This is a genomic window from Clostridium folliculivorans (genome assembly GCF_024341905.1).
Classification (GTDB): Bacteria; Bacillota; Clostridia; order Clostridiales; family Clostridiaceae; genus Clostridium_AR; species Clostridium_AR folliculivorans.
The window spans coordinates 1-227 of sequence record NZ_BQXY01000056.1; the positions used below are offsets into that span (position 1 = coordinate 1).

A 227-nucleotide genomic window follows, 5' to 3' on the forward strand; every position below is an offset into this window, starting at 1 on the left:
GAGAAAGTTCTTCGGAACTTTCTCAGCGGCGGACGGGTGAGTAACACGTGGGTAACCTGCCTTATAGAGGGGGATAGCCTTCCGAAAGGAAGATTAATACCGCATAATATTTTCGTTTCGCATGAAATGAAAATCAAAGGAGCAATCCGCTATAAGATGGACCCGCGGCGCATTAGCTAGTTGGTGAGGTAATGGCTCACCAAGGCGACGATGCGTAGCCGACCTGA

Annotated in this window: 1 rRNA gene; it reads left to right on the top strand. The window is 49.3% G+C overall.

The features are described 5' to 3' along the window. Nucleotides 1-227, top strand: a 16S ribosomal RNA gene (locus OCU55_RS23885); the annotation flags it as partial.